General features: G+C 58.8%; 19 protein-coding genes. 9 read left to right on the forward strand and 10 right to left on the reverse strand.

The features are described from left to right. The first annotated feature begins 19 nt into the window (after positions 1 to 19). The 3 genes from PKO02S_RS01780 (at position 20) to rocF (ending at position 3,312) form a co-directional block, all read left to right on the forward strand. Entirely contained in the window at positions 20 to 1,156 is a 1,137-nt protein-coding gene (locus PKO02S_RS01780; protein ID WP_127579372.1) for a GerAB/ArcD/ProY family transporter, read from the forward strand. Further along, the gene (locus tag PKO02S_RS01785; RefSeq protein ID WP_127579373.1) at positions 1,146 to 2,315 is read left to right on the forward strand and encodes a Ger(x)C family spore germination protein; all 1,170 of its coding nucleotides are present in this window, start codon (positions 1,146 to 1,148) and stop codon (positions 2,313 to 2,315) included. Before PKO02S_RS01780 ends, PKO02S_RS01785 begins: the two co-directional genes overlap by 11 nt. 76 nt (positions 2,316 to 2,391) lie before the next feature. Beyond that, positions 2,392 to 3,312, forward strand: a complete 921-nt coding sequence (gene rocF, locus PKO02S_RS01790) for an arginase (RefSeq protein WP_127579374.1) — start codon at positions 2,392 to 2,394, stop codon at positions 3,310 to 3,312. A 1-nt stretch (position 3,313) separates the two neighbouring features. On the opposite strand, the gene PKO02S_RS01795 is transcribed toward rocF, so the two are convergent. The 4 genes from PKO02S_RS01795 to PKO02S_RS01810 all read right to left on the reverse strand — a co-directional run bounded on the left by PKO02S_RS01795 (position 3,314) and on the right by PKO02S_RS01810 (position 5,538). Continuing rightward, positions 3,314 to 4,228, reverse strand: a complete 915-nt coding sequence (locus PKO02S_RS01795; RefSeq protein ID WP_127579375.1) for a VOC family protein — start codon at positions 4,226 to 4,228, stop codon at positions 3,314 to 3,316. A gap of 44 nt (positions 4,229 to 4,272) precedes the next feature. Beyond that, on the reverse strand, positions 4,273 to 4,599 hold the full coding sequence (gene trxA / locus PKO02S_RS01800; protein ID WP_127579376.1) for a thioredoxin: 327 nt from the start codon (positions 4,597 to 4,599) through the stop codon (positions 4,273 to 4,275). A gap of 32 nt (positions 4,600 to 4,631) precedes the next feature. After that, positions 4,632 to 5,021, reverse strand: a complete 390-nt coding sequence (locus PKO02S_RS01805) for a hypothetical protein (protein ID WP_127579377.1) — start codon at positions 5,019 to 5,021, stop codon at positions 4,632 to 4,634. Positions 5,022 to 5,100: 79 nt separating this feature from the next. Beyond that, positions 5,101 to 5,538, reverse strand: a complete 438-nt coding sequence (locus PKO02S_RS01810) for an RrF2 family transcriptional regulator (protein WP_127579378.1) — start codon at positions 5,536 to 5,538, stop codon at positions 5,101 to 5,103. 137 nt (positions 5,539 to 5,675) lie between these two features. Here PKO02S_RS01810 and msrA point away from each other — a divergent pair, with 137 nt between their 5' ends. The 3 genes from msrA (at position 5,676) to PKO02S_RS01825 (ending at position 8,249) form a co-directional block, all read left to right on the forward strand. After that, entirely contained in the window at positions 5,676 to 6,647 is a 972-nt protein-coding gene (msrA, locus tag PKO02S_RS01815) for a peptide-methionine (S)-S-oxide reductase MsrA (RefSeq protein ID WP_127579455.1), read from the forward strand. Positions 6,648 to 6,842: 195 nt separating this feature from the next. Continuing rightward, positions 6,843 to 7,178, forward strand: a complete 336-nt coding sequence (locus PKO02S_RS01820; RefSeq protein ID WP_127579379.1) for a PadR family transcriptional regulator — start codon at positions 6,843 to 6,845, stop codon at positions 7,176 to 7,178. A 66-nt stretch (positions 7,179 to 7,244) separates the two neighbouring features. Then, positions 7,245 to 8,249 carry an HAAS signaling domain-containing protein gene (locus PKO02S_RS01825; protein ID WP_127579380.1) on the forward strand — a complete coding sequence of 335 codons (1,005 nt, stop codon included), beginning with the start codon at positions 7,245 to 7,247 and terminating at the stop codon, positions 8,247 to 8,249. An 8-nt stretch (positions 8,250 to 8,257) separates the two neighbouring features. Here the strand turns inward: PKO02S_RS01825 and PKO02S_RS01830 are convergent, their stop codons facing one another. The 6 genes from PKO02S_RS01830 to PKO02S_RS01855 all read right to left on the reverse strand — a co-directional run bounded on the left by PKO02S_RS01830 (position 8,258) and on the right by PKO02S_RS01855 (position 14,981). Beyond that, on the reverse strand, positions 8,258 to 9,709 hold the full coding sequence (locus tag PKO02S_RS01830; protein ID WP_127579381.1) for a nicotinate phosphoribosyltransferase: 1,452 nt from the start codon (positions 9,707 to 9,709) through the stop codon (positions 8,258 to 8,260). 8 nt (positions 9,710 to 9,717) lie between these two features. Beyond that, complete coding sequence (locus PKO02S_RS01835; protein ID WP_127579382.1) at positions 9,718 to 10,263, reverse strand: cysteine hydrolase family protein; 546 nt, start codon at positions 10,261 to 10,263, stop codon at positions 9,718 to 9,720. 239 nt (positions 10,264 to 10,502) lie between these two features. Next, the gene (locus PKO02S_RS01840; RefSeq protein WP_127579383.1) at positions 10,503 to 12,113 is read right to left on the reverse strand and encodes a bifunctional diguanylate cyclase/phosphohydrolase; all 1,611 of its coding nucleotides are present in this window, start codon (positions 12,111 to 12,113) and stop codon (positions 10,503 to 10,505) included. 35 nt (positions 12,114 to 12,148) lie between these two features. Continuing rightward, the gene (locus PKO02S_RS01845) at positions 12,149 to 14,035 is read right to left on the reverse strand and encodes a SpoIIE family protein phosphatase (protein ID WP_127579384.1); all 1,887 of its coding nucleotides are present in this window, start codon (positions 14,033 to 14,035) and stop codon (positions 12,149 to 12,151) included. Continuing rightward, complete coding sequence (locus tag PKO02S_RS01850) at positions 14,032 to 14,424, reverse strand: DUF1987 domain-containing protein (RefSeq protein WP_127579385.1); 393 nt, start codon at positions 14,422 to 14,424, stop codon at positions 14,032 to 14,034. Before PKO02S_RS01850 ends, PKO02S_RS01845 begins: the two co-directional genes overlap by 4 nt. Positions 14,425 to 14,435: 11 nt before the next feature. Beyond that, positions 14,436 to 14,981: a SiaB family protein kinase gene (locus PKO02S_RS01855; protein WP_127579386.1), complete on the reverse strand. Its 546-nt coding sequence runs from the start codon at positions 14,979 to 14,981 to the stop codon at positions 14,436 to 14,438. Between the two features lie 306 nt (positions 14,982 to 15,287). Here PKO02S_RS01855 and PKO02S_RS01860 point away from each other — a divergent pair, with 306 nt between their 5' ends. Genes PKO02S_RS01860 through PKO02S_RS01870 form a run of 3 tightly spaced genes read left to right on the forward strand, consistent with a single transcriptional unit; the run spans position 15,288 to position 18,826 of the window. Further along, the gene (locus tag PKO02S_RS01860; RefSeq protein ID WP_127579387.1) at positions 15,288 to 15,686 is read left to right on the forward strand and encodes a hypothetical protein; all 399 of its coding nucleotides are present in this window, start codon (positions 15,288 to 15,290) and stop codon (positions 15,684 to 15,686) included. A 53-nt stretch (positions 15,687 to 15,739) separates the two neighbouring features. Continuing rightward, positions 15,740 to 17,257, forward strand: coding sequence for a sensor histidine kinase (locus PKO02S_RS01865; RefSeq protein ID WP_164821243.1), 1,518 nt, complete (start codon positions 15,740 to 15,742; stop codon positions 17,255 to 17,257). 6 nt (positions 17,258 to 17,263) lie between these two features. Beyond that, the gene (locus tag PKO02S_RS01870; RefSeq protein ID WP_127579389.1) at positions 17,264 to 18,826 is read left to right on the forward strand and encodes a DUF3369 domain-containing protein; all 1,563 of its coding nucleotides are present in this window, start codon (positions 17,264 to 17,266) and stop codon (positions 18,824 to 18,826) included. The last annotated feature ends 25 nt before the right edge of the window (positions 18,827 to 18,851 follow it).

The following is an 18,851-nucleotide window of genomic DNA, read 5'->3' on the forward strand; positions in this document are numbered from 1 at the left end:
GGCAGAGAGGAGATCCGCTTTGAGAGAGCAGCTCAGACCTTTCCATACCGCCATACTCATCCATATGGTCCAGACCGGTGTCCTTATTATGAGCTTGCCGCATACGCTGGCGGTCAACTTCGGCTACAACGGCTGGATCGTCGTCCCGATCATCTCCGTTATCGTATGTGTCGATATCGCGTTGATCGCCGTCGTGTACCGGCTCGCCAAGGGACGGAGCGTCTTTGAGATTTTGGAGCAAAGCATCCCCAGACTGATCCTGATCCCCTTCTATGTGTTCCTGGCGTCATTGTGGGCGATGATAGGCTCGTTAGTGGCCAAGCAGTACGTGCTGATCATCCAGATGATCGCTTTCCCTTCGACCTCTCCCATGCAGCTGCTGTTCGCCGTGGAGGTGCTCTGCTTATTGCTGCTGGTGCATGGCGTATTCGCCATCTCGCGAGGAGCCACCGCCTTTTTCTGGCTGTTTTTTTCCATGCTGCTGTTACTGCCCCTGTTTTTCAAAGAGTTCAACTGGAGCCGTGCCACGACGTTCATCCTTCAAGGAGGGCATGATCCGCTCAAAGGCTCCTTCGAGGTTTTTTCCGCTTTTCTTGGCGTAGAGCTGGCGCTTTTGCTGTTTCCGTTCGTCAGTCCTCGCGGGTTTGGCAGAGCGGTCTTGGCCGGGCATCTGCTGACCACCGTTTCCTATACGAGCATTAGCCTTGTCTCCTTCGGCTTTTACAGCTTCGGCCAGCTGCAACTGATCGTCTATCCGATGATGGATCTGCTCGCTTTTATCAAGTTTCCTTTCATTGAGCGGCTTGAGACGCTGCTGTTCGGCATTTTCCTGTTCACCGTTATCATTACTGAAACCATGTACAGCTGGGCGGCGGTGGAAACCTTGAAGCGGCTAAGAAAGCCGGTGACGAATCCGATTCAACGCTCCGCGAAAGAGGTGTATAAGCCGAGCTTAGGCTCCAAGCTGCTGTCTGTCGGTGTGATTGCGGCTTCGTTCTGCGCTTCCTGGATTCCTACCGTCCTGATGGAAGTAGAGCAGTGGCTGTCGCTGCTCGGCCGGATTGAGCTGGGCGTTGCTTTCGGCCTGCCTCTGCTGCTGTTGCTGCTGCTGCCGTTCCAGAACAAGAAGAAGGAGGGGCAGCCCAATGCTTCGTAGCAAACGCCGATTGGTCGCTCTTCTGTGCCTCCTGCTTGTACTGACGACCGGCTGCAGCGACCGGCGCATTCTCGAAGAGATCGCCTTCACGCACACGATCAGTTACGATTTGAATCCGAACAGCGATTCGCCCGGGAAACGGCTGTTGATCGGGGCCGCTTTCCCCAAAGCCAACAATCAAGGGAAAATTCAAAGAGAGATGCTGACGACCGAAGCGCTTACGAGCAAGGAGGCGCGTATGAAGCTGTCGCGGTTAACGGAGCTGGGGCTGGTCAGCGGGCAGCTGCGGCTCGTCATGTTCGGTAAGGAGCTCGCCCGCGAAGGAATATGGGATACGTTAAGCTCGCTTGTGCGGGATCCTTCCACCTCCCCTCGCGTGAAGGTCGCCATCGTGGACGGATTGGCTCATGATTTGCTCGTGCAGGATTTCCCGCAGCATCCCCGAACCGGACAATACATCGACCGCATGCTGGAGAAGGAAGCGAATAAACAGACGATTCCCACGGTGACGCTTCATCATTTCACCCGCGAGCTGCTCGACGACCCCGCCGATCCCGTCGCCCCGATCGTCAGGCAGCGGGGGAACAACGTGGAGCTGAGCGGCATCGCCCTGTTCAGGAAGGATAGATACGTTGCTTCCGTTCAAGAGGAAGACGCGACCGTGTTCAGCATGATCCAGGGCAGCTTCCGCAAAGGGGAATTGAGCATGAGGCTGGACCGGCTCGCTTCCGGGGAAGTGCAAGGCAGACGGAAGGCAGACGGAGACGAGGAAGTCCCCAAACTGATCACGATCGACTCGATGGTGAATAAGCGGGATATGAAGGTGGAACGGCTGCAGGGCAACCGGTTCAAGGCGGCATTCAAGCTGGAGGTTACCGCCACGCTGCTGGAGTACAGCGGGGACGACATTGACTTCACCTCGCAGGAGGACCGCAGAAAAGTGGAAGGGCTCATGTCCAAGTATTTGAACAACCGGGCGACCTCCATCGGGACCCTTCTGAAAAAAACCGGAGCCGACTGCGTCGGCATCGGCGAACGAGTGCGCAATCTGATGAGCTACAAGGAGTGGGAATCGATCGATTGGGAATCCATGTATCCGCAGACGGAGCTGGACTTCGATATTCAAGTGCGGATCAGCAATTTCGGGAAATTCAGTTGACGGGGAAAAACAATCACTTCGCTGGGCAATGGGTAATACACTAGAATAAACCCGTTGCACGAAGGAGTGAGGCAGGATGGCCAAGTCGGCGACGATCCAGACGATTAGCGTGCCCTTCGATCTCGGCGCCGGGAGGCGCGGGGCAAGGTTGGGGCCGGAAGCGATACGCGAGGCGGGTTTGGAAAAGCTGCTCGGGCAGCTGGGCTTCATATGCGCGCCTGTTATCGAAGTGGCGCCGCCGGTTGCCGCGGCTGGCGGCTCGGTCGCTACTCCGGCGACGACGCAGCAGCTCCGCTACTTGCAAGAGGTTCTCGACGTAAACCGTCGGCTGGCTGATTCGGTAGCCGATACGGTGGCGGCGGATCGGTTCCCGCTCGTGCTTGGCGGCGATCATTCGCTCGCAATTGGCTCGATCGCTGGTTTGGGGAAGCGCTATAAACGGTTAGGCCTGCTCTGGATCGATGCGCACTCCGATCTGAATACGGAGCATACGACGCCCTCCGGCAACATACACGGCATGTCGCTCGCCGTCGGCCTTGGGCTCGGACACCCGGCGCTCACAGGCATCCGCGGCAGCCGTGCGAAGCTCAAGCCCGAGCATGTCGCGCTGATTGGCGCGCGTTCGCTCGATCCGGAGGAGCGTGCTTTCATCCGCGCTGAGGGCATCGCCTGCTACACGATGCACGACATCGACCGGCTCGGGATGGCGCGTGTGATGGAGGAAGCGATCGCCCGGGTCAGCCGCGGGACGGACGGCGTACACTTGAGCTTCGACGTCGACAGCCTCGACCCGCGAGAAGCGCCGGGCACCGGGACGCCCGTGAACGGCGGGCTCAGCTACCGCGAGGCGCATCTCGCGCTGGAGCTGCTGCACGAGGCGGGCCTCGTCACGTCCGCGGAGTTCGTCGAGGTGAATCCGACGCTCGATGCGCACGGCAAAACCGCCCAGCTGGCGGTCGAGCTGATCGGCTCGCTGCTGGGCGATCGGATATTGTAAGCTACGCGGCGATAAACCAGAGTTCGATGCCGGATGGATCGTGCACGATCAGCGGCGCTCCGCTGGTTGCCGCGTCGCGGGTTGGCTTGAAGCCTGCAGCCTCTAGGCGGCTCTGCAGCGTGCTTAGGGTGTCGGCGTCGGCGCCGGCGTTCGGCACGACGATCGTGTAGTAATCTAACCCCGGTGCGTAGGCCGGGGTTAGCGGTGCGCCTACGCCGGCCCATACGTTCAGGCCGATATGGTGGTGGTAGCCGCCGGCGGAGATGAACAGCGCCGAGCGCTGCATATGCGCGACGATCTCGAAGCCGAGCACGCCGTTGTAGAAGCGTTCCGTCGCCGCCAGGTCGGACACGTGCAGGTGAATGTGGCCGATCGTCGTACCGACGGGAAGGCCGTTCCCCGGCAGATCGCCGGCGTCGGCCAGCAAGCCGTCCCAATCGATCGGGTCGACCGCCATTACATACTCGCCGTTCGCATCGCGCCGCCACGTCTCGCGCGGGCGGTCGGCGTAGATCTCGATCCCGTTCTGATCGGGATCGGAGATGTACAGCGCCTCGCTGACGAGGTGATCGGCCTGGCCGATCGAGACGCCATGGCGGATCAGGTTGCGCAGCGCGAGGCCAAGCGAGCGGCGATCCGGCACGAGGATCGCGAAGTGGTACAAGCCGGCGCCGGGCCGGCGTCCGGGCGGCGTTGCGCTGGCGGCGTTGCCGGCTGCGTCGGTATGCAGCTCGCGCAGCCGCAGCAGCACTCTGTCGCTGCCGTCCTGGGCGGCCGCCAGCTCCGCCGCGCCGCCTTCCCGGCGGACCAGCCGGAGCCCGACCGCCTCTTCGTAGAAGCGGATGGAGCGGTCCAGCTGGCTGACCCTTAGCTGGACAACACCGATGGCAGTAGCCGGGGGAATCACGTAAGTCATGTGGGAGATCTCCTTTCAACCCAACTGAGCACCGTAAATTAGGATTAGGCGGTAGTCGTCAAATGTTCCTTCACGGCAGCCTCCAGGTGCGCCAGCGGACGCAAGCCGACCAGTGTCTCTACCGGTTCGCCGTCCTTGAACAGCATCAAGGTCGGGATGCTCATGATACCGAATTTGCCGGCAGTATACGGATTGTCGTCCACATTGACCTTGGCAATCGTGACCGCTCCTTCGAGCTTCTCATCGAGCTGCTCCAGAATAGGCGCGATCATTTTGCAAGGTCCGCACCAAGGAGCCCAGAAATCGACCAGCACGACTCCATCTTGTATGGCCGCGTTGAAGCCTTCGTCATTCGTATTTAGGATTGCCATTGCGATCCACTCCTTATTTATGTGTAATGAGGTTAATCTGCGATTCGGTGAAGCCGGTTGCGTGGTTTACCGCTTAGGTTCGGACTTGACGGTTGACGACCGTTCGCGCTCGTTTGCTCCGTTGCTGTCAGCAGACGTTCGCTCAGCTCTTCGAACCAAGCTCGGTCATGCGTCATCAAGGCAAGCTCGATCAAGCCTTGCAGCTCATCGGCGGCGCTAAGCGTATGATCCTCCAGCTTGCGCACCTTGCTGCGGCTGATCTCGATCGTCGCCCCGACGATCTGTTCCCGATCGCTTTGCGTTACCCGCACCTTGACCGGTCCTCCGATCGGAGCCGATTCCACATAGCCGATCACGCGTTCATCCTCTTGTGTCGTGCCGCTTACCCAATCGCTTTCCACTAAATGAATGGTGCGAGTCATAGTCGTTCCCTCCTTGAATTGGTTTCTAACTGTCGTTAATTTCATAACAGATTAGCTGAGAAAAACCATCATTTCGTCGCTACCGGGAGTGCTGTTCGATTCCCGATTCCCTCACGCGCTGCAGCACATCGGCGATCGTGGTCTGCTCCAGATAGAGTACCAATTGCCGTTCCGCGTCGGAGAAAATTCGGTCCATAACCTTGGCCATATTGCAAGCTACAATACAGGCTGGGTCGGTGCTGCCCGAGCTCCACGACGGGATGATCGAACCCACGGAGGTCGCTTCGTATAGTTCCGCCAACGTCACGCGTTCCGGCTGAAAATTAAGCAAATACCCGCCGCCGATCCCTTCCTTTGTCGCCAAATACCCCGATTTCTTCAAACAGCTCAGTACTTTGCGCACCCGGGAAGGATGCGTGTTCACATTGTGAGCGATCATGTCGCTATTCGCCATACGATCCGGTATATAGGCTAAGTAGACGAGGCTGTGCACCGCAATCGTAAATTCGCTATTCAATGCGCAACCTCCTCTCTCTTCGGTATACTGTTATTATATTTGTTACAGTTGAGTTTGTCAACGGCTGTTCCTCGCACTTGTGCAATTGGGCAACAATATGGTTATTATGGAGGTAGGAGATGATAACAATGACGATGATGAACGAGCAAGCGCAGACGCAGGAGCTCGCTACATTTGCCGGCGGCTGCTTCTGGTGTATGGTGAAGCCCTTCGACGAGCTGCCTGGCATTCTGCAGGTCGTGTCCGGTTATACCGGCGGCCATGTGGAGAACCCGACCTACGAGCAAGTGTGCTCGGACACTACCGGCCACTTCGAGGCGGTGCAAATTACGTTCGATCCGCAGCAGTTCCCGTACGAGCGCCTGCTGGAGCTGTTCTGGCGGTCGATCGATCCTACCGACCCGGGGGGCCAGTTCGCCGACCGCGGCCAATCTTACCAGACGGCCATCTTCTACCACAGCGAAGCGCAGCGAGAGCTGGCCGAGCGCTCCAAGCAGGAGCTTGCCGCTAGCGGCATGTTCGAGAAGCCGATCGTCACTCCGATATTGGCGGCCCGTCCCTTCTACCCGGCCGAGTCCTATCATCAGGATTACTACAAGACAAATCCGGTCCGCTACAAAGCTTACTACGTCGGCTCGGGACGGGAGAAGTTTCTCAAGGATCGCTGGCGCGACCGTGAGAAGGAGGCGGAGCTGCGCAAACGGCTGACGCCGATGCAGTTCGAGGTGACGCAGAACAGCGGGACGGAGCCGGCTTTCCGCAACGAGTTCTGGGATCAGAAGATACCCGGCCTGTACGTCGACATCGTATCCGGCGATCCGCTGTTCAGCTCCCTCGACAAGTTCGACTCGGGCTGCGGTTGGCCGTCGTTCACGAAGCCGATCGAGGAGAGCCGCGTCTCGAACCATATCGATGTGAGCCATAACATGCTCCGCACGGAAGTTCGCAGCTCCGAAGCCGACTCCCACCTGGGGCATGTGTTCCACGACGGTCCCGGCCCGGACGGGCTGCGATACTGCATCAACTCCGCCTCCCTTCGCTTCATCCCGGCCGAGCGGCTGGAGGAGGAAGGCTACGGGCAATACCGGAGCCTGTTCCCGAAAGGTTAAAGGGTTGTGAGCGTTAGGTGCCCCCGTGCAGCCTGCTATTTGGCTGGCGGGGGTTATTTTGTTGCGGTCGCGAACCTATGTATCCAAAGGAAGCTAGCTTCACGATTTGTTGAAAAATAATTTAAAATCAATATTATTATAATTATTGTATTATTGTGTGTCACACAGTATAATAAGCATCAAGGCGGTGATGAAATGGGCAACGAACCGGACATTCTGAACAACATGCTGCAAGAGCTGCGGCGCGGGACGCTAGTCTTAAGCGTGCTCAGCCAGCTGGCGAAGGCGCAATACGGCTATTCCCTCATCCAATCGTTGGAGGAGAAGGGCATCTCAATCGAAGCCAACACGTTGTATCCGCTGCTGAGGCGCCTGGAAGCCCAGGGTCTGCTGGAGAGCAAGTGGGACACGGAAGAAACGCGGCCGCGCAAATATTATTTGCTCAGTCCGCTGGGCGAGGACATTTACCGGAGGCTGTGCGCGGAATGGAAGTCGATGGCGCAGAGCGTGGATCGGCTGATCGAGGGCTGACAACAAGGGACGGAAAACAAGGGACGGAAACAACTCCGTCACCGAACCAATGAGGAGTGTTGAATCGTGGAACTGGTGAACCGCTATGTATACGCCGTCACGAAACGGCTGCCGGTGAAGCAAAGGAGCGATATCGCCGCCGAGCTGAACGGGTTGATCGAGGATATGCTGCTGGAGCGTACGGGCGGCAGCGAGCCGTCGAAGAAGCAAGTCGAAGAAGTGCTGCTCGAGCTGGGCGAGCCGTCGGAGCTGGCCGACAAGTACCGCAGCACGAAGTCTTACCTGATCGGACCGGCGCTGTTCGGCCACTATGTGGACCTGCTGAAGCTGCTGCTCTCGATCGTCCTGCCGGTGATCGCCGTCATCAAGCTGATCGGCTTTCTCGGCAACCCGCCGGCCGGACAGATCATGACAGGCATAATCGACGTAATCGGCGGTGTAGTCTCGGTAGGGATCCACATGACGTTCTGGCTCACGCTGGCGTTCGTCTTCATGGACCGGTACGGCTTGCGCCGCGAGGACCTGTCCGGAGGAGCCGCCTGGACGCCGGCGAGCTTGCAGCCCGTGCCGAAGCAAAGACTGATTCCGCTCGCCGATACGATCGTCTATGTCCTGTTCTACTTGTTCTTGATCGGGTTTTTCGGTTTGGCACGCCGCTTTCTTGGGGCTTGGGTAGACAACGGAGCCACGGATGGCGAGAAGACGCTAATTCCCTTTTTCAACCAAGAAGTGCTGTCTGACCTGTTCCCTTATCTGGTGATCCTCTGTGTGCTGGGCATCGCGCTAGAAGCGGTCAAATGGGCGGCAGGCCGCTGGACGAAAGCGCTCGTCGCCGGCAACATCGTCATGAATGTCCTGACGTTCGGCTTCATCCTCTTCCTGGTGACCCGTACCGGCCTCATCAACCCTGCGTTCATCGACGAGACCGTCAGCCGGGGCTGGCGAACGACCGAGCAATTCGAGACTATCCGCATCGCCGGAGCGATCGGCATTCTGCTGGTGATGGCCTACTACTGCGTCAAGGATATGATCGTCAGCATCCGCGGGCTGGGCTCGCGCCTTTCACCCTGAACGATTCCTTACTGCTCCGGCTCCCGATGCTTCGCAATCAAATCCATCTTGAGCTGCCATGCCTCCTGACTCAGATTGACCCGATACGTCTCCGGATGCAGCTTGCGCAAGTATTGCGGCCAGAACTGCTGCAGCTGCTCCGCATGATAAGCCCGAATGCGCTCCAGAGTCGGCAGCTCATACACCGCAACTCCATCCACGATAATCGGCTTCAATAACGGTATCGCGTCATACTCCTCCACATGCTTGTGGATGTACGGATGAACCGGATCGAACAGCTTGAGCCGCTCGCCCCGGCGAATATCGTCCTCATGGCGCAGCGCCATGTAGTCCGCTTCGGCTTTGCCGGTCGCCCGGCTGACGATCCGGTACACGTCCTTGATCCCCGGATTCGTCACCTTCTCCGGATTGCCCGACACCTTGATGACCGGCTCATACCGGCCGTCCTTCTCCCGGGCGACGAGCTTGTAGACGCCGCCGAGCGCCGGCTGGTCCGCCGCCGTGATCAACTGCGTCCCGACGCCCCATACATCGATCCGGGCGCCTTGCGCCTTCAAGTTCATGATAATGTTCTCGTCCAGGTCGTTGGAAGCGACGATGCGCACATCCGGCAAACCCGCCTCGTCGAGCATCTCGCGGGCGCGCTGCGACAAGTACGCCAAGTCGCCGCTATCGAGCCGGATCGCCTGCAGCCGCTTGCCCATCGACTCGAGCAGACGTGCGGTCTTGATCGCGTTCGGCACGCCGCTCCGCAGCGTATCGTACGTGTCCACGAGGAGCGTCACATGGTCGGGCAGCGCCTCGGCGAACCGACGGAACGCCTCCTCCTCCGTGTCATGCCCCTGCACCCACGAGTGGGCGTGCGTGCCCTTCGCCGGAATGCCGAACAGCATGCCCGCCCGCATGTTCGACGTCGCGTGGAACCCGGCGATATAGGCCGCCCTCGCGCCCCAGATGGCGGCATCCGCCTCCTGCGCGCGGCGCGTGCCGAACTCGAGCAGCACGTCGGTCCCCGCGACTTGCTTGATCCGCGCCGCCTTGGTGGCGATCAGCGTCTGGTAATTCATAAAATTCAACAAAGCCGTCTCGATCAGCTGCGCTTCGAACACGCTCGCCTCGACGCGCACAAGCGGCACGCCCGCGAATACCGGGGTACCCTCCTCCACCGCATGCAAGCTGCCACTGAACCTAAACGCCCGCAGCTCCTCCAGAAACGCCGGCTCATAGCGCTCCTCCTGCTCCGCGAGATAAGCAAGCTCCGCCTCCCCGAAGCGCAAGCTCTCCATATAGCGGACGATCCGCTCCAGCCCGGCGAAGACGGCGAACCCGTTGCCGAACGGCAGCTTGCGGAAATACGCCTCGAACACCGCCTTGTCGCGCATCGTTCCTTGTTTCCAATGGGCATACATCATGTTGATCTGATATTTGTCGGTGTGCAGCGTCAGCGACTGGCCATCCATGCTCCCCTTCACCCCTTCACCACGGACGCCCCGAGCGAACCCGTGAAATGCGTTAGCGCCCAGCTATGGCCGGCCGAATTGAAGCTCGCGACCGCATCCTCGTGCACTACTAGCGCAAACCCTTTGTTGTACGCGTCTACGGCCGTATGCAGTACGCAAATATCGGTGCATACCCCAATCAAGTGCAGCTCCGTCACGCCCCGCTCCCTCAGGCGCAGCTCCAGCTCCGTCCCGCAGAAGGCGCTGTAGCGCGTCTTGTCCATCCAATGGATGCGGCCGGCTTTCGCCTCGTACACTTCCTTGAGCCGCCCATACAGCTCGCGGCCGGACGTCCCCCGAATGTTATGCGGCGGGAACAAGCGGCTCTCCGGATGGTTCACATCCGCCTCCTCATGCAGATCGACCGCCATCACCACGTAGTCGCCGTCTTCCACAAACCGATGCGTCAGCGCCGCCACCCGCTCCTCGATCGCGATCGCCGGATCGCCTACAGGCAGCCGACCCACAACGAAATCATACGTATAATCGATTACTATCAACGCTTTTCCACTCATGCGAATCCTCCTCCTGCTTCCATCCTATCCAACGCCTTATCCAACATCTTATACAACATCTTAACCAACATCATTCCCGAATACGACAACAGCGGGAATTGGAAGAAGAGCAAGGTGAGGATGACGTACAGCAGTACATGGCGTATAATCGCATTTGCCGCGAAACGATCCCGGTAGACCGACTGGCAGAAAATAAAACCGCAAAGAAGGGGCGCGCCTCCTGCGCAGCCCCTGTCGACTTACTGCTTCCATGCGATGAACGCCGCGACCAGCCCCGGGTCGAATTGCTTCCCGGCTTGCTGCTCCAGCTCTTGCAACGCTTCGTACGGGGTTCGGGCCTTTTTGTACACCTGCTCGTGCACCATAATGTCATAGGCGTCGACGATGGCGAACAGCCGGGACAAATAAGGAATTTGTTCCCCTGCGAGGCCATACAGATAACCCTTGCCGTCCCACCGCTCATGGATGCCGAGAATCGCCTCCGCCAGCTCCCATTCTCCGATCGACTGGGCCATCCGGTAGCCGATGTCGCTATGGCTCTTCACGATTTCCCATTCGACCTCGTCCAAGTCGCCGGTCTTGCTCAGAATATGCCCCGGCAGCGTCAAGTTGCCGGCGTCATGCAGCTTGATCAGGTCGCGCAGCAGCTGCATGCGATGCGAGTCCTGCGGTATGCCGATACAGACGGCGAAGGCAATCGTCTCGTTCGTCAGACGCTCGCTGTGCGACTCGTCCTCCAGCCCTCGCTCGAACAGCGCCTCCGAGATGCCGTTCAGCATCGCCTTGCGCACCTGCTTGCTCTCGAGCAGCTTATGCTTATACATCATCTTCTCAGCGCGGATGTATACGCTGTCGAACGGCTCGTTCCTGGTCAGCAGCGTAGCGCCGCCGATCGCCATGCTGAGCCGGATCGGATCGGCCTCCGACTCGCGGCACAGCTTCTTAAGCAGCTGCTCCAGCTCTTCGCGGACGAGCTCGCCGGCGTGAGGCAGCAGCACGACGAATTCGTCGCCGCCCCAGCGCGCGATCAGCGCCGGCGCGCGGAACACTTGGCGCAGCAGCGCCGCCGTACGGACGAGCAGCCGGTCGCCGGCGAGATGGCCGAACATGTCGTTGGCCAGCTTCATGCCGTTCATGTCGATCACGACGAGGCTGTACTCCAGTTGGCCGGCCTGCTCGAGCATGAACCGCTCCATGTAAGCCCGGTTATACAGCGAAGTGAGCGAGTCGTGCGAGCTCAGATGCCGCAGCTTCTCCTCGGACTCCAGTTGATGCGTCACATCCGTCAGGATGACCATGACGAGCCGCTCCTGATCGATGCTGAAGCCGTCCGACTGGTCCATCAGCTTGTATTCGGCGGCGATGCGCTTGCTCTTCAGACGGATGAGTGAAGGGAGCTCGCCCAGCAGCCGCTCTGGCTCCACTTGCGCGGGATCCAGCGCCAGCTGAAGCTGCGCCTTCACCCAGCGGCCGGTCTCCGGCTCCTGCTCCCACAGCAGCTCCGTGAAATCGGCGCCGCCGATGCGTTTGCCGAAGATGCGGATGCATTCCTTGCTGTAGCCTTTGTTGACGACCGAATCTTGCCCGACCGACAGAAACCCTTGATTCGCGTGATCGAGCAGGCTCTGGATGTCGTTCTCCCGCTGCTTGAGCATCTTGCCCTGCGCGTCGCTGATCGTATAGATTTTCTTGGCCGTCCGGGACAGCCGCTCATAGTCGAGCAATAGCGATCGGTACGCCTGCAGCAGCTCGCACTCCGAATGCAAATGGTTGCTCAGCATCAGCCGATTGCGCGTGATAACGCTCATTTCCCGTTCGAAGCGCTCGTGGTATTCGGGGTTGCGGCTCATGGTGATCTCCCTCCCTTCCTCTTGTCGAAGTAAACTCACGGCTGTGTCCGGAAGGCCAAAACCGTAATATCGTCCCGCTGCCGTTCCCCGCCCATATAGGCTTCCAGCTCTCGGAGAAACGCCGCCTTCTGTTCGCCAAGCGCAAGCTCGCCGTACCGCGTCAGCATCTCGGCGAACCGCTTCTTGCCGAACGAGAAGTCGCGCTCCCCGCCGTTCTGATCCGCAAAGCCGTCTGTTGTCATATAATACGTCGGGGCCGCGCCGTTTGCGCCGGTTGTCTGCTGCGGGTCGAACAAAAGATGGTTCGTGTACGCATAATCCGCCGGCGTGCGCCGATAGCCGATACTGAGGCGGTCGCCCTTCCACGTCTCCAGCTCGACGCCGTGCAGCCGGTAGATCGAGCAGCCCGCTCCCGCATAGGTCAAGCGGCCGCCCTCCATCGCGCACAACCCGATGTCGAGCCCGTCGTCCGTCGTGCCGCTCGTGGCGGGGTCGTCCTGATGCAGCGTGCTCTTCAGCAGCCGATTCAGCTCACCAAGCATGGCGGCGGGGTCGCCCGACCGACCGCTGTCGGCAATCCGGTTCAGCGCGGACACGACTAGCGACGTCATGAAGGCGCCCGGTACGCCGTGCCCGGTGCAATCGCCGACAGCGACCAGCGTTGTGCCGCCGATCCGCTTCGTCCAGTAGAAGTCGCCGCCTACAACATCTCGCGGCCGCCAGATGATGAAGTGCTCGGCGAGCAGCGATTCCAGCTGCTTCGGCTTCGGCAGAACCGACTCCTGCAGCACCTTGGCGTAGCTGATGCTGTCCAGCATCTCCTGGTTGCGCTCCGACAGCTGCCGGGTGCGCGCCGCCACCTGCTCCTCTAGCTGCTGGTTGATCGCCAGCGTCCGCTTGTACGGGTTCGCCAGGTTGCGGGAGATGTAGTAGAACAGGAAGACGATCGCGACGATAGAGATCGCTACGGCGAGCACCGTGTTCCACTTGATCGTCTGCAAGTAGGCGACCGCCTCCCGGCGTTCGAACGCGACGAGCAGTTGAAGATCGGTAGAACGGAGCGGGTAGCTGATCATGTCCATCCGCTCGCCGGAGTCGTTCTCATAGTCGATTACCCGCGATTCCTCGACGCTCCCTTGCGAAGCCAGAATCGCCTTTTGCGCTTCTACCGGGACGAACTCGCGTATATTCGAGCCGTTGCGCTCATACAGATCGGACAAGTAGACGACGCCTTCTCCGTCTATAAGCCACAAGGAGATGCCCGCGCTGTCCTTATATGTCGCGAAGTCCCGCGACAGCTCCTGGAGGTTCATCCCGACGCCGACGATGCCGACCGGCGAGCCCGTCGGCCCGGCCAGCGTATTGACGAAGGCGAACGTGTCCTTCAGCTCCTTGTTGTAGTCGAAGTTGACGGACACTTCCTTGCCGGTCTTCAGCGCGGCGAAGAACCAATCGTCGTCCGGGTCGCTCTCGGTGACCGTATCGATCATCTTCCCCGCGTCCGACCAATAGTGGCGCGTCAAGGTGCTGACGATGAAGGTCGTGCTGTAATCGAGCTGCCCGTGCAAATAGGCGGTCTTGCGATGCACCATTTCCCCGAGCCGAGTGTCCCGCTCTTCGCCAGCCAACCACTCGAGCATGGCCGGGTCGTGCGCCAGCTGCAGCGACGTCTCGATCGCCTTGTCGATGCGCGCGTCGACCTTGGCCGAGATCGATTCCGCAAGCGTCACCAGATCGCGGGTCTTGAGCTTCTTAAGCGCTTCCCGTTCGGTGAAGAAGTAGCCGAAGGCGCCGATCAGCACGATCGAGAAGACGATGAGGGCGCTGGCGAGCACCATGACCTTCGTGACGCCGGTGTCGAAGACCACTCGGTCGGGGATCGTCGGTCGGCTCTTGCCGCCCGGCTCGGTTACCGCTTTCATTCGACCTCTTCTCTCGGGATCAGCTCAAACGGCAGACTCAAATCTTCGCGGAACTGCTCCGCGCATTCAAGCTCGCTCTCGTTGTCGGCGTCATAGTACCACAGCAATTGGATGCCGCGCCCCGTCCTGTACGACTCGTCCAGCTTTTCCAGCAAAATCATAAAGCACTTGGTGCTGCTCGTATTCATATAGGGAAGATGGAGCTGAATGGACATTTGCACATGCTGTTCAGCCTGATCCAGGAATTCATCCAACCAACTCAGCAGCGGCTCGAAAAACTGGTACGCATTTTCCGGGTAGCATTGCCCCTTGATCAACAGCAATCCCGTCCCCGGGTCGAAATGGACATGCGGTGTACTCTTCGTAGCGGCAACCTGCAACTCTTTCATTATGAACACCCCTATACGATAGCCTTAAGTGTGAAGAAGGAGAGTGTGTCGTCCTGTTTGACAATCGAATATTCCAGCGCCTGCTTGGACTTGCGGGCCATATCGATCAAGCCGAGTCCCGCCCCGCTCGATTCGGTGATAACCCCTTCTTTCAGCTTTGTTTTGTACAGCGCCTTCAGATCCGATTTGTCCATCCCGCAAAGGGGTTCTATATAAGCCCGCAGCTTCTCCGCGTCCCTATTGTCGATCAGGTTGCCGGAGCAAACGTAGCTACCCTCGTCCATTTTACCGATAATGACAATGCTTGAATGCGCAATCGATTCAATGTGCGAATGCTCTTGATTCGCCGCGCAGTAATTGTTGATGTTCTGCGTCTGCTCGATGAACAAGGAGAAAATGTTGAACACTTCGTTCTGCGGCCGATTTTCCGTCTCCAGATACGATTTGACCGCTTCCCCATATTCGACGATCAGCCGTTGATTCAGCCTGCCTGAGAAACTGATTAAGATTCCTCTCGACTGGAGCATCTGCTGCAGCTCTAACAAACCCGTGGCCATCACGATCGTTTCACCCCCGCTTTCCGTAACGAATACTCGTCAGTCTGGCCTCAAAAAGCATGCACGCCGCATTGCTGCCCGGTGCACGATTCGTTATTTCATTAAAATAATCTTTTCGACAAATAGCGGGGATTTTCCTGCCAGCCTATGCGCAACGGGCAAAAATGGGACTTTCTCCTTTGTTGAAACTACGCTTGGCAGTGGATAGAATCCGTTTTATACTTTAACTATATACTTTCTGCTAGGACCCTAGAAGGGGTTCCATGGTCCTACCCCCGAGTTTCGTGTTCAGGATGGAGTGATCTTATGAGAAAACGTTGGCTTCTCCCTCTTGCCTTCGGCCTTATTTGGGCCGTCGCGGCATGCGGCAATGTGGAGACGGGCAGTACAAGCACCATGACGGAGCACAGGCATATGCCCCAGATCGATGTGCAAGTGCAAGTGAACGGCACTTCGGCCACGGTGAAGGTGTCTACAGACATGCACATTTCACCAGAGCAGTACGGTAAAGCGAGAAAGGAAGGCGAAGGCCATATCCATATGTACTTGGACAATGGCGAGAAAATCGGCGTCACCCAGGAAGCCAAGGTGTTCGAGAACTTGACGCCCGGCGTCCACACGATTCGAGTTTCCTTACATAACAACGATCATACGCCTTACGATGTTACAAAATCGGTAGAATTCACGATTGCGCCGCCGAAGTAAGGGCCGGTCGCGATCGGCCGTTTTTTACTATGCCATTCTTTAGGAGAATCGCCGTGCCGCGTACACTTAGCCTGAAGCGACGGATGCTCATTCTGGTCACCGCCGTCACCGTCCTCATGATGTCGGTCATCGTCGCCTTCGATTCCTACAGCCTGCAGCAATCCGTCGAGGAGACGTATGTCAGCCAGCTGAACGGCATGACGATCGCCATCAACGGGCGTTACGAGGAGTCCCGCTCGATTGAGGACGTGCAGCAAATTTTCGATTATATCCAATACAAAAGCCCGAATGTGCTGCAGCTCACGCTTTACGGGAAGGCGTCTGTGCAAGCTTCAACCGACCGTTCGCGCATCAGCGAGCCGACGCCTCCGGGTTTGATCCAGGAGATGACCGCGAGCGAAACGCAGGTCATGCATCTGGCGAAGGACCGCGAAGGACGACAAACCGGCAAGCTGGTCGCTCCGCTCAAGGAAGACGGCGCCACGATCGGCGCGATCGAGCTTGTGCTCGATACGTCCTCCCACGCCGCGCTCATCAAACAACGCATCCAGTTTATCGTCATGGTGGCGCTGATCAGCACTTGCGTCCTCTTGACCGCCTTGTCGCTCATTATCCGCAAGCTGCTCCTCGGGCCGCTGCTCCGCATCCGCGAAGCGGCCCTCTCCGTTCGCCAAGGGTCGATGTACAAGGAGGTCGAGATCGCGGCGAGCCAGGAAATCCAGGAGGTGGCCGACGCGTTCAACGACATGGTCCATGATCTCGAGGGCCGCTACAGCGAGCTGCAGCAAGCGATGCAGACGATTCAGCTGGCGCAGAAGCAGCTCGTGGAGTCGGAGAAGATGGTCGCACTCGGCAATCTCGTCGCCGGCGTCTCGCATGAGATCAACACGCCGATCGGCATCGGGGTTACCGCCGCCTCCTATCTCGACGAGAAGTCGAAGGAGTTCCTGGCGGTGTATGAAGCCGGCAAGATGAAGCGTTCGGAGCTCGAGGAGTATTTGAATACCGTGAAGGATACGACCGGCATGATCCAGACGAATCTGATGCGCGCCTCCGAGCTGGTGAAGAGCTTCAAGCAGGTCGCCGTCGACCGCTCCGTGGAGACGAAGCGTTCCTTCGCCGTGAAGGAATACATCCAGGACGTGCTCGTCAGCCTTCAGCCTAATCTCAAGAAGACGAAGCTCCGCGTTCTCGTGGAAGGCCCGGACAACGTGCAGCTGTTCAGCAATCCGGGGGCGGTTTCCCAGATCATTACGAACTTGATTATGAATTCGATTATTCACGCCTATAGTCCGCAGGAGGAGGGGCAGATTACGCTGTCTCTCTCGAGGTCCAATAATCATTCCGAGCTGGTGTTGCTCTACCGGGACAATGGGAAAGGCATGTCTCCTGAAGTCGCCGAACAGATCTTCAACCCCTTCTTCACGACGAATCGGAGCGGCGGCGGCACCGGTCTCGGCATGCACATCGTCTATAATCTAGTCACGCAATCGCTAGGCGGCACGATCCAGTGCGAGAGCACCTTAGAGGTCGGCACCACGTTCCGGATTACGATACCAATGAGGGGGTAGACAACTATGGCCACCGGTCAGCAAGACGAACTGCTGCTATTCGCCGACGAGGACGTACGGATGGAACACGAGGTCCATGGACTGCCCGAGGAGAAATGGAAGCTCATCATTGTCGACGACTCCCAAGAAGTGCATCAACTGACTCGTCTCGTGCTGAGCGACTTCGAATTCGACGGCAAACGCCTGGAATTTATTAGCGCCTGTACGGAGCCGGAGGCGCGTGACGTTATCCGGAATCATCCCGATGCGGCGATGATTCTGCTCGACGTCGTCATGGATCAGGACGATTCCGGCTTGCGGCTTGTGAAATACATCCGCGACGAGCTCAAGATGCAGGCGGTCCGCATCGTGCTGCGCACCGGTCAGCCCGGACAAGCGCCGGAGCGCATCGTGATCGCGGAATACGATATCAACGATTACAAGGAGAAGACCGAGCTCACGACCCAGAAGCTGTTCACGACCGTAATGGCCGCGCTCCGCTCCTACCGGGACATCATGGTCATCGAGAACAACAAGGTCGGGCTGGAGAAGATCATCAAGTCGTCCGCCGCGCTGTTCGAGCCGCAATCGCTGCGTACGCTGGCGTCCGGCATTTTGACGCAGCTCACCGCGATCCTGAACCTGCATAAGAACGCGCTGCACTGCAACAGCTTCGCCGTCACCAAGGGGCCGGAGCACATGATTCACGTGCTGGCGGCGACGGGCGACTACATCGTCGAGGACTCGGAGGAGCTGCAGGACATCGTGCCCGCCCACGTGCTGATGTGCATCCAGGAGACGTTCCGGCTCAAGCGCAGCGAGTTCTACGACAACCACTTCTGCTGCTACTTCGTCAGCAAAACCGGCATCGAGAACGTCATCTACTTCGAGGGCGGCCGGAAGCTGAACGATTGGAACCGCTACTTGATCGAGATTTATTGCTCGAACGTGTCCGTAGCCTTCGAGAACATTTACTTGAGCGACGAGGTCGAGCATACGCAGAAGGAAATCATCTTCACGCTAGGCGAGATCGCCGAGACGCGGTCCAAGGAGACCGGCCACCACGTCAAGCGCGTCGCCGAATACAGCAAGCTGATCGCGCGCGGCTGCGGTCTGCCGGAAGAGGAGGCGGAGCTGATCCGGCTCGCCTCGACGATGCACGACGTCGGCAAGGTCGCCGTCCCCGACGCGATTCTGAACAAGCCGGGCCGGCTGACACCCGAGGAGTTCGACCTCATCAAGCTGCATACGGATTACGGCTATGCGATGCTGAACCACTCGAACCGCCAGATCATCAAGGCGGCCGCCATCATCGCGCACCAGCATCACGAGAAGTACGACGGGACCGGGTACCCGTCCGGGCTGGCGGGCGACGCTATCCACCTGTACGGCCGCATCACGGCGATCGCCGACGTCTTCGACGCCCTCGGCAGCGATCGCGTGTACAAGAAGGCTTGGTCGCTCGAGGACATCCTGCACTTCTTCCGCGAGGCGCGCGGCCAGCACTTTGATCCGCAGCTGCTGGACGTATTCTTCGACAGCCTGCCGGAGATCCTGAAGATTCGCGAGCAGTATTCGGATCCTAGCTAGTTGGGTTGGGTTAGACCCGCTGGGC

Source organism: Paenibacillus koleovorans NBRC 103111 (genome assembly GCF_004000845.1).
Taxonomy (GTDB): domain Bacteria; phylum Bacillota; class Bacilli; order Paenibacillales; family NBRC-103111; genus Paenibacillus_AA; species Paenibacillus_AA koleovorans.

Bases quoted from the DNA above. Each gene is read 5' to 3' on its own strand.
- PKO02S_RS01805 (WP_127579377.1), bottom strand. From the start codon at position 5,021: ATGACTCGCACCATTCATTTAGTGGAAAGCGATTGGGTAAGCGGCACG.
- PKO02S_RS01795 (WP_127579375.1), bottom strand. From the start codon at position 4,228: ATGACTTACGTGATTCCCCCGGCTACTGCCATCGGTGTTGTCCAGCTA.
- PKO02S_RS01835 (WP_127579382.1), bottom strand. From the start codon at position 10,263: ATGAGTGGAAAAGCGTTGATAGTAATCGATTATACGTATGATTTCGTT.
- PKO02S_RS01855 (WP_127579386.1), bottom strand. From the start codon at position 14,981: ATGGCCACGGGTTTGTTAGAGCTGCAGCAGATGCTCCAGTCGAGAGGA.
- PKO02S_RS01850 (WP_127579385.1), bottom strand. From the start codon at position 14,424: ATGAAAGAGTTGCAGGTTGCCGCTACGAAGAGTACACCGCATGTCCAT.
- PKO02S_RS01840 (WP_127579383.1), bottom strand. From the start codon at position 12,113: ATGAGCCGCAACCCCGAATACCACGAGCGCTTCGAACGGGAAATGAGC.
- trxA (WP_127579376.1), bottom strand. From the start codon at position 4,599: ATGGCAATCCTAAATACGAATGACGAAGGCTTCAACGCGGCCATACAA.
- PKO02S_RS01870 (WP_127579389.1), top strand. From the start codon at position 17,264: ATGGCCACCGGTCAGCAAGACGAACTGCTGCTATTCGCCGACGAGGAC.
- PKO02S_RS01845 (WP_127579384.1), bottom strand. From the start codon at position 14,035: ATGAAAGCGGTAACCGAGCCGGGCGGCAAGAGCCGACCGACGATCCCC.
- PKO02S_RS01820 (WP_127579379.1), top strand. From the start codon at position 6,843: ATGGGCAACGAACCGGACATTCTGAACAACATGCTGCAAGAGCTGCGG.
- PKO02S_RS01860 (WP_127579387.1), top strand. From the start codon at position 15,288: ATGAGAAAACGTTGGCTTCTCCCTCTTGCCTTCGGCCTTATTTGGGCC.
- msrA (WP_127579455.1), top strand. From the start codon at position 5,676: ATGAACGAGCAAGCGCAGACGCAGGAGCTCGCTACATTTGCCGGCGGC.
- PKO02S_RS01785 (WP_127579373.1), top strand. From the start codon at position 1,146: ATGCTTCGTAGCAAACGCCGATTGGTCGCTCTTCTGTGCCTCCTGCTT.
- rocF (WP_127579374.1), top strand. From the start codon at position 2,392: ATGGCCAAGTCGGCGACGATCCAGACGATTAGCGTGCCCTTCGATCTC.
- PKO02S_RS01830 (WP_127579381.1), bottom strand. From the start codon at position 9,709: ATGGATGGCCAGTCGCTGACGCTGCACACCGACAAATATCAGATCAAC.